This is a genomic window from Legionella sp. km772 (assembly GCF_003989735.1).
In the GTDB taxonomy this organism is placed as follows: Bacteria; Pseudomonadota; Gammaproteobacteria; order Legionellales; family Legionellaceae; genus Legionella.
This window is the reverse complement of record NZ_RZGQ01000017.1, coordinates 23,495-33,073: the sequence shown is the minus strand read 5'-3', so window position 1 is coordinate 33,073 and position 9,579 is coordinate 23,495. Positions and strand designations below refer to the sequence as shown.

Below are 9,579 nucleotides of genomic sequence, written 5' to 3'. Positions count from 1 at the left end.
GCTCTCCTGGCCTATGGACTTGTGGATAAGCCATTCTGAGAGTAAGGTGAATGAACTAACAAACCGGGAATAGCTCTTATTTTTCCTGAATTTTGTTCCAGATCCCCGGACCTAGCTAATAATACTTTCCTAACGGTGTCTTTATCCGATGACTCGCCTGTTGGGCATTGTTGTAATAAACGTTCCAATTTTAAGATTAAAACTTCAATATCTTGATTGGAATTTTGTATTTTTTGGACTTCCTTTTTTATGGAGAGTTTCTTTTTCATAATCTACCTAATAATTTAAATGAACCCAAGTGCCCAAACTAATTTGTGCAATTGGCTATTTTAATTTGTAATAACGATTCTTTTGGGGTTAACCCCAAACCTGTTTGAATAAACGAAGATAATTTTAAACTTAAAAATTTTTTAGTATTTAGTATTTCTCGTTCGTCCTGTGAAAGTAAAGGGGCTTTGTTTGCTTTCAAGTCCTTGATTATGCGTTCCAGCGTAGATGCAAATTGTTCCTTAGCGCTCTTTAGTTTTTTAGAAAAAAAGAAACCATCAGGATTTTGAGCCCTTTGCTCTAACTTGATTTTATTTACTAGCGCCAGATAGTTAGTTAAAAACTCAATAGCCTCTTTACGCTTAAAAGCATCAATATGTTTTTTTTGTATTTCGCATAATCGGGTTTCGTAATGATTTACATCAATTGGCACACTTTCTAATTCTTGTTGCAATTTTCTTTCTTCTTCGCGCTCGACATAGGACATCACATAGCGGGAAATATCAGGAGAGAATTTTAGACGAAGATGTTTATCAATACATTCAGTTGAAAACTTTTCTAGCATTTTAAGTCGCAGTCTAGTTAGGCCTTTGGCTAGCACTTTTTCACTTAATTCTGGTGAAAATAGCAGTTTAATGCGCTCTAGATGCTGCGGACATTCGGTATCAATAATTATACGGGTTAATTGCTCACATCCCTGAAAAGCCTCTTCGCCAACCTCTTGAATATTTTCGGGAAGAATTACTTCTTTTAGCTTGGTGCAGTTAGCAAAAGTATTACGATCAATAATTTTTACCTCCGAAGGGATAATAATGCTAGTAAGACTTTGACAGCTGGCAAAAGCTCCTTCACCAATAGAAACCACGGTTTTGGGTATAACTAGGTTTTCTAAGGCGGTACACTCATCGAAGGCGACTGTTTCAATATATTTAAGGTTTTCGGATAACGTGATGCTGGTCAAGCTATGGCAACGTTGAAATAAGCCCTCCGATATTGTGGTCAGGTTTTTGGAAAGTTTAACATCCGCTAAAAGGACACAATCACTGAACACAAAGCGCCCAATCTCAGTCACTCCATCAGGAATCTCAATTGCCTCCAGACTAATGCAGTTCATGAAAGCCTGATCTTCAATTTGGATTACGCTGGATGGAATAATAAACCTCTGCAAACGCTCACAATTCCAAAAGGTGTTTTCCTTAATATTTGTAAGCACAGAGTGAACATTACATTCTTCTAAATTAGTTGCATCACTAAAAACGTTATCCCCCATATCGGTGATATGCTCTGGAATAGTAATGCGTATTAAATTAGTACACCGTGCAAATGCATCATCTCCTATTGTAGTGATTGCAGGAGGAAAGCTAAAAATACCATTTTCAATATCCTCATTATTAACTTCACTTAATATAAACTCAAACTGTTCATTAAAAACGATGTTCATAAACGTATCTCAAACCAAATAATACAAATAAATATAATTTGGAATTTTAACACAAAGAACAAAAATAGATCAATATGAATTGTTTATTTTTAAAAATCTAGATGGATAATTTTATTCAATAACTTGGGTTTCTCTTAAGGAATGTCTCTTTTAAGGGCGAAATGGTTTTATTAACTTCTGTTCTCTAGGCCGGAATGGCCATAATTGCTTTCTCCCCTCTGAGGATAGAAACCTCCTTGGAATCCAAATTGAACGAATAGCTTAAATAGCAATGTTCTCGGACGTTTGACAATACATGACTTTTAAATGCTACTATATTAAAGCCTTCTGGATGACGTACCGATTTAACCCTTATTAAGGGATGCCCTTCTTTTGCCATACGCTGACCTACCTCTTGGCATCTCGTGTAACTAATGGGATCAATAAGCCAAGGAAATTCTTCAGTTTTAGACGATAAATCAATAGTCAAGCCAATGCAGGAGGTTTTTGCCACTCGCCTATCGACTATAATTTTTTTTTCGTTAATGAATGCATCGATAGAATCATTGATGTTTTTCACAAAATGGAACACGGTTTCATAAATAGTGGTTTCTAAAGTTTCTGAACCATACCAGCATGGGGTTTTTCCATCACTAAACCGTGAAGCGGTTAAATGTTCAAAAGGATAGTCAATAAAGGAATTTTCACTGTATTCAAATCCTCTTTGAATAAGGGAATTACTTTCAAGAAGTGGGTGGGTAAGCATTTCTAATTGATTGGCTGCATCCCAATTGGTTTCATCGTCACTGAGATCATCAAACAAATTTTGTGAGGGTTTAACAGATGGAATATTTCGAAATACATCCTGTGAGTAATCAATTATTGTTTCATAGAGTGACATTAAGTTCCTCTCATATAATCCGTTAATTTTCTAATTTGAGCAATGCCAATATAACCTTCCGACAACATTACTTCTAAAGGAGTTAAATTATGTAATTTTTTATTTCTAGCCTTTATCCACTTATACACAACCGCTTTATTGTAAGGATATAAAATTCTTAAGCTTTTGTGTATACCAAGAAGATTACCCACTCGTTCAATGGTATCCCGTCCAGAAATACGCGCAGTCGCCTTTTGAAATTTATTAAGTTGTTGCGGGCTAATACCACCTAATAAGTTACATTGCTCATCAACTGTTAACTCCCAAAGCTTGAACAATTGAATTATATTTGCTGTATTTTTTTGTAAATTATCGCTATCTAAAACTGCCGATAAGCTACTTTTTAACACGATAGAGTTGCTCATATTATTTCCCGAGGAAATCTATATATATATAAATATAATCTATATATGGATAAAAAACAACAGCTCTATCTATAAATAGATTTATTTAATCTATGTATGTAAAAATAGTGAATCTTATGAGGTGCATTAAATATTTTTATTTAAAATAAGTTTGGTAAAACTGCTTCTTAAATAGAAACCGCGAGGTAAAGTTTGTACTTTATTGCCCTCTCGGTCAAAACCATAGCATAGAGATTTTCCATTTGCAGCTTTCGGTCTTACTTGCAAATAATCTCCGATACTTGCATCAAGTGTATCTAAATAGCCGGTGCTTATTTCAGTACTCAAATGGTTCCAATCAGCTTCTAAAACAGCTTCTATCTGAGCATTAGGTGACCAAAGAAAAGCTTGGCCCACCCGTCGATGCTGATAAGGAATGGCTCTATCCCCTTCTATAGGCACCCACAGAATACGTTTTAATTTATTGTAACATTGTGATGAACGCCAGGTTTGCTCATGGATGGTAAGCAAGGGGATAGACGTTATGTATGTGGATTCGGTGGGGCTACCTGATAAACCGATTGGTAAAGTTTTTAGTTCAACACTAAGCTCAGTAAAATCCGGCTCTGCTTGGTTGCCAGCATCGGTTCCTAATGCCAACTCCAACAAATGACCTGTAAGGCCTTTTCTCTTGTATGCTTGCATTGGAATTACAACACCTAACTGATTAGCTAATTGAGCAAAGCTTACCCCCTCAATCTCTGAACAACGTTCTAGGAGCTCAGCTTCTGTCTTAGGTGGATTTCGCTTTTGGGGAGTTAAGAGCATCATGATGTCCCTCTTTAATTTCAATTGCTACTGGTTCAACAGGCGGCTTAATTCCTGCAGCTTTAAATTGTGCGGTTATAGCAAATAAAACTTTAGAACGTATTTCTACCCGCGAATGGGTTTGGACATTAATAAAATAGCGCACTTCAAACTCCACTAGCGCCTCATCAATTTTTTTCAAGAACACCTGCGCGGGCGGATCGGGAACAATTTCGGGAATAATTGCCAGAACGTCTAAAATAAGTTGTTGTACAACAGTGGGATCATCTGAACGACATACTTTAATTGGAATGACTGTTCTGACTATACTGTCTTGCAGGGTCCAATTCGTAAAGGGTTTATTAAAAGTTTCTGCATTAGGAATAAGCACTTCCATGTTATCCCAAGAAGAGACACGCATGGTGCGAATACCTATGTGAGCAACCCGTCCTTCATGTTCGCCTAAAGTAATTAAATCACCTTCCCTTACGGGACGTTCGATAAGTAACATTATGCCACCCACGATATTGCTTGCAAAATCTCGTAAACCAAAACCCATGCCTACAGCAAGTCCGCCAAGGATCATCGACATCCCGCTTAAATCCAAGCCTAATACATGAAGTGTGATAAATCCACCAAGAATAATAACGGCATACTGAGTAAATATAGAAAGACTATTACGCAAGGCTACGTCTTTAGCGTTTACATAAAGCCAGCGATAACAAAACTCACGAGTCCATTTTGCGGCCCAGACAAAAATGGCCAATACTATAAAGAACTCGATAATACTTTGAACGGTGATATGAATGCCAGTAAAATTAATTATTGTATAATGCGCCGCTTTATTTAAACTAATCATTACTAAAGAATCAGAGTTCCAACCTAAAATCTGAAACATAATAAAAATACTAAATAGCAGCAGAATGATTCGTAAAATTTTATCTAAAGGTTTTAAAAACACCTCAATCCATAACCAACCATTTTCTAAGGATGAGATCATCCATTCAGATAATAACTCTAAAAGATCAGCGGTTAAACCTCGGGCAATTATATACCCGACTAACACAGATAAGGTGTATGCTTCATAACCACTCATGGTCCAAGCTAAATTAATAAAGCCGAATAAACCAATTACTGCAGTAGTAAACAAAGTAATAGGAATTAAAATAATCAGCAAGGATACAGCATTTCTCACATAGCGCTTTTTTTCGCTTAAAAAAGGCTTTAATAAATAAGGAATAATATCCTTACTTTTCCATAGCACTAAGGAAACGGTTAGAATAAAGAGCATAAAGAGGCGGTTAAATATGTCTTGCACGATAATCGCCAACGGCATTAAATGCCCTAAAACCATTAGAGCGGTGGTCCATCCGCCAAACAGAAACAACCATTTTAAACGATAATAAAGTTTGACATCTTTACCCGAAACGTCCGAAAGCCGTTCTAATAGGGCTAAACGCGCGATTAATATCAATACTCTAAACGTAAACCAAACGGTGATTAAACTGGTTAATAATTGATAATTGGCAAATGATATACTGGTGAAGTAAAAAACTACTCTGAGCATTGCTAATAAACAGAGATAAGGAATGTTTCTTTGGATAAGAACCAATACACCATCATACAAGTAACCCGTTAATCTTGAACGCTCCTTATTTCCCTCTAAGGATTTTAAGAAGTGATTAAACACAATGAAAAATATAAAGATAGTAGCTAATAGCACCCAGAGGATAACCGTAGGAAGAAGCTCAAGCCAGGAATAGCTATCGTACACTTTTAAGCTCAAGGTCTTAATGTATTTATAGAACTGCGCGGGAATCGCTGCCATTTTATTGAGGATAATAGGCCAGCTATTGATATTATATTGGGCCAGGCTTTGTCGTGTAGAAATTAAGCGTTTTAGTTGATTTTGATAATTATCTAGCTTCGTTGTTAGTGTTTGCTTTAGACTTGCCGATGCTTCTAGTTGCTGAGTTAAATAATCCTTTAAGCGAATAATTATTTTCTTCAAAGCAGAATTATTTACAAAATCAAGTTCTTTATCTAAAGAACCTTTTAATTGCTGCAAAGAATTTTCAATTCCAAGAATTTGAACGATTGTTTCTTTATAAATGTCCACCACCGCTTGTAAATTTTTAGTATCCAGATTATTTAATAAAGAGATATCCGCTTTAATAGTTCGTTTTTCGATATTGAGTCTATTTAAATCATAATGAACTAAAGCGATATGTTGATTATTAATCAGCAAGCCGGCCTGATGGTCAATTTTTATCGCGGGGCTAATGGAACCGGATTTATTATCCTTTTCTTGGTTTAAATTAGTTTGATATAAATTAAATAACTCTTCATTTAATTTAGCTTTTTTAGTTTTAATGATTAGAAGTTTTTGCTCTAAATCAAAATGCTCTTGCCAAACCTGAAGCTTCCTCGTTTCTTCGCTTAACTCAATTTTTAATTGTTGGGCTAAATTAATATTTTCATTAATTAATTCAAGTGTTTTATTGCTTACTGTCAGTAAGGTTTCTGTTTTTGCCACACGCTCTTGAATATTTATTTCATCATTATTTAGCGGGAGCTGCTGTAAATATTTAAGTTTTTGGTTTAACTCCAGACTTTGTTTTTTTTCATTTTCCAAAAAGGAATTTAAACTTTCAATTTTTGCATCAACAATTGTTAATGATGCCTTGATTTGGTCAATACGGTTGTCAAATTCTTTTTTATCCTTGGGTGAAACATATTGTTTGGCATTATTAATGGCAATATTAAGAAAATTTTTTTCTTGAGCTAAATATTCGATTAGGGTGGAAGGATTATCTTTTATTTTAGTAAATTGCTCTTTTTTTTCGGCAGCATAAAGCCCCTGATAACATAAAAGTGCTATCAAGAGCATCATGCAGCTTAAACACCAACGCCTAAAATTGGTGTTTTTGATAAGTTTATTTCGCTGGAATGGGAGCAAGTCTAATTCCTAATTCATTTAACTGTGCTGCTCCTGTTGCTGAAGGGGCACTCGTTAATAAACACGAAGCTGTTTGGGTTTTAGGGAAGGCAATGACATCACGAATTGAAGTTGAATCTGTTAATAACATTGCTAACCTATCAATACCCAAGGCAATCCCGCCATGTGGAGGCGCACCATATTGTAAAGCATCAAGTAAAAAGCCAAATTTTTCTTGCGCCTCTTGCTCTTTAATACCTAACAAATCAAAAACAGCCTGCTGTAATTGAGGTTGATGAATCCGGATTGAGCCACCGCCAATCTCATAACCATTAATTACTATGTCATAGGCCTTGGCTAATGTTTGAGTGGGCTCTTCCCTTAATGCCTCAACGGATAGGTTTTGAGGTGACGTAAAAGGATGATGCATAGATTGCAGACGATTATTTTGGTGATCCATTTCAAACATAGGCCAATCAACCACCCATAACAACTGCCAGCCTTCACTTAAGAGTTTCCGATCTTGGCCTAATTTAATTCGCAAAGCGCCCATAGATTCATTAACGATATGTTCCTTATCAGCACCAAAAAATATCACATCTCCCGTTTGAGCTTCCGTACGTTTTAGAATGTTTTGAATAATTTCTTCACTTAAAAACTTTAAGATCGGTGATTGTAACCCTTCCATTCCTGCTGCTAAATCGTTGACTTTGATATAAGCTAGACCTTTAGCGCCATAAATACCTACAAACTGCCCATAACCATCTAAATCTTTGCGGCTTAACTCATTGCCATTAGGAAGTTTTAAAGCAACAACGCGTCCTTTAGGATCATTGGCAGCCGAAGCAAAAACCTTAAAATCACAATTTTTCACCAAATCCGCAATATCCAGAAGTTCTAAGGGATTTCGTAAATCCGGTTTATCACTGCCAAAACGTCTCATCGCCTCAGCATAAGACATTCTGGGGAGTTTTTCTGGAATAGTTACATTAAGCGTCTCTTTAAAGACCACTGTTAATAGACCTTCAATCAACTTTAAAATATGTTCCTCGTCAATAAAGGCCATTTCAATATCAAGCTGGGTAAATTCAGGTTGTCTATCTGCTCTTAAATCCTCATCTCTAAAGCAACGAACGATTTGATAGTATTTATCAAAACCAGACATCATTAATAATTGCTTAAAAAGCTGGGGGGACTGAGGTAAGGCATAAAATTGTCCCGGATGCACACGCGAGGGAACTAAATAATCACGAGCTCCTTCTGGTGTTGCCTTAGTCAGCATAGGAGTTTCGATATCAAGAAAATCTTGTTGATTTAAATACTGCCGAATACAGCTGGTTAATTTGTGACGCAACGCGAGTTTATTTTGCATCGAGGTTCGTCGCAAATCAATGTAGCGGTATTTATAACGTAAATCTTCATTCACTGTTTGGTGATCATCGGGTAAAAATGGAGGTGTAGGTGCTTGATTTAAAATTTCAATTGCCGTCCCAATCACTTCTATGGCACCTGTCGCCATACGATCATTAACCATGCCCTCAGGACGTCTCCTTACTTTTCCTGTTACTTTAACGACAAACTCTGAGCGCAATTTTTCAGCAACGGCAAATATTTCCTTATTTTCGGGTTCATAGACAACTTGTAACAGACCGGAGCGATCTCGTATATCTAGAAAAATAACACCACCGTGATCGCGTCGATTATGCACCCAACCACAGGCAGTGATTACTTGATCCAAGCTTGATTCATTCACTGAAGAACAGTAGTGTGTACGCATAAAACCACCCTTAATTAATTTTTATTGTGTTGTTACTAATGCCGCCTGGTTAGCTTGCATTACGCCTAAAGAAATTATAAATTTCAATGCCTCATCAATGCTCATATTGAGCTCTATTGCATCCTTTCTTGGAATCATCATTAAAAACCCTGAAGTGGGATTAGGAGTAGTTGGTATAAACAAGGAAATCATTTCTTCTTGGGTATGAATATTAATTTCCTGTGTTGCTGCTCCCGTCTGGAATGCCAAACTCCATAATCCTTTTCGAGGATATTCAATTAATAATACTTTACGAAAAGCATCACCGTTACTTGATAATACCGTATTAATCACTTGCTTAACGGCATTATATATCGATCGCACCAAAGGGATTCGAGATAAAATTGACTCTCCCCAACCCACTAAGCGTTGACCAAAAAAATTAGTGGCAAATATTCCTGTGCCAAACAACAAAATAAGGGACAACAATACGCCAAAGCCTGGAATATGGATGCCTAAGAGATACTCTGGCTGATACGCTTTAGGTATTAACGCCAAGGTATTGTCCAACAAATCAACTATAAACCGTAGCACACCAATAGTCACCAAAATTGGCAACCACACTACTAAACCTGCTAATAAATAGCCTCTAAACGACTTAGACTTCACTCACTACCACCTTTGGAGCCCTCAGTTGTTGATGATGTAGATGTTGTTTCTGTAGATTTTGTCTCAGCAGCTTTTGTGCCAGGGGTGCTGTTAGTGTTTTTATTTTTAAAATCAGTTACATACCAACCGGTTCCTTTTAATTGAAAGCCAGCTGCAGATACTAATTTCACCGCCGTCTCTTTATGACATTCAGGACACTCTTTTAAGGGCTCATCACTAATTTTTTGAATCGCATCAAACTGGTGATGACAATTTGAGCATTGATATTCATAAATTGGCATCCTAAAACTCTCCATAATTTTCTAATTGGTCAAAATAACCCTTTATTATAGCTAAGTAGTAGTCAATGGACAACAGTCTCCAGTAAGCTAATTAAGAAGATTTTTACTCTTTAAACTCAAAACGCACTGGCATTATTTGAGTGGATTTCCAGGATTG

The 9,579-nt window shown here is 36.4% G+C and carries 9 protein-coding genes; all 9 read right to left on the bottom strand.

Features of this window, described 5'->3' with window-relative positions:
- Positions 1–11: 11 nt before the first annotated feature.
- A complete protein-coding gene (locus ELY15_RS03790) occupies positions 12–269 on the bottom strand; it encodes a hypothetical protein (protein ID WP_127098320.1) in 258 nt (85 codons plus the stop codon).
- Positions 270–307: 38 nt separating this feature from the next.
- Positions 308–1,708, bottom strand: a complete 1,401-nt coding sequence (locus ELY15_RS03785) for a leucine-rich repeat domain-containing protein (RefSeq protein WP_127098319.1) — start codon at positions 1,706–1,708, stop codon at positions 308–310.
- A 184-nt stretch (positions 1,709–1,892) separates the two neighbouring features.
- A complete protein-coding gene (locus ELY15_RS03780) occupies positions 1,893–2,588 on the bottom strand; it encodes an RES family NAD+ phosphorylase (protein WP_127098318.1) in 696 nt (231 codons plus the stop codon).
- Complete coding sequence (locus tag ELY15_RS03775; RefSeq protein WP_127098317.1) at positions 2,588–2,992, bottom strand: hypothetical protein; 405 nt, start codon at positions 2,990–2,992, stop codon at positions 2,588–2,590. Before ELY15_RS03775 ends, ELY15_RS03780 begins: the two co-directional genes overlap by 1 nt.
- A gap of 126 nt (positions 2,993–3,118) precedes the next feature.
- Complete coding sequence (gene mutH, locus ELY15_RS03770) at positions 3,119–3,799, bottom strand: DNA mismatch repair endonuclease MutH (RefSeq protein ID WP_127098322.1); 681 nt, start codon at positions 3,797–3,799, stop codon at positions 3,119–3,121.
- Positions 3,765–6,671 (bottom strand): mechanosensitive ion channel domain-containing protein, encoded by a 2,907-nt coding sequence (locus ELY15_RS03765; protein ID WP_127098316.1) that lies wholly within the window; start codon positions 6,669–6,671, stop codon positions 3,765–3,767. Before ELY15_RS03765 ends, mutH begins: the two co-directional genes overlap by 35 nt.
- A 43-nt stretch (positions 6,672–6,714) precedes the next feature.
- Entirely contained in the window at positions 6,715–8,493 is a 1,779-nt protein-coding gene (gene aspS, locus ELY15_RS03760) for an aspartate--tRNA ligase (RefSeq protein ID WP_127098315.1), read from the bottom strand.
- Between the two features lie 21 nt (positions 8,494–8,514).
- On the bottom strand, positions 8,515–9,141 hold the full coding sequence (locus ELY15_RS03755) for a DUF502 domain-containing protein (protein ID WP_127098314.1): 627 nt from the start codon (positions 9,139–9,141) through the stop codon (positions 8,515–8,517).
- On the bottom strand, positions 9,138–9,422 hold the full coding sequence (locus tag ELY15_RS03750) for an FmdB family zinc ribbon protein (protein ID WP_127098313.1): 285 nt from the start codon (positions 9,420–9,422) through the stop codon (positions 9,138–9,140). The genes ELY15_RS03755 and ELY15_RS03750 overlap by 4 nt, the downstream gene beginning before the upstream one ends.
- Between the last annotated feature and the right edge of the window lie 157 nt (positions 9,423–9,579).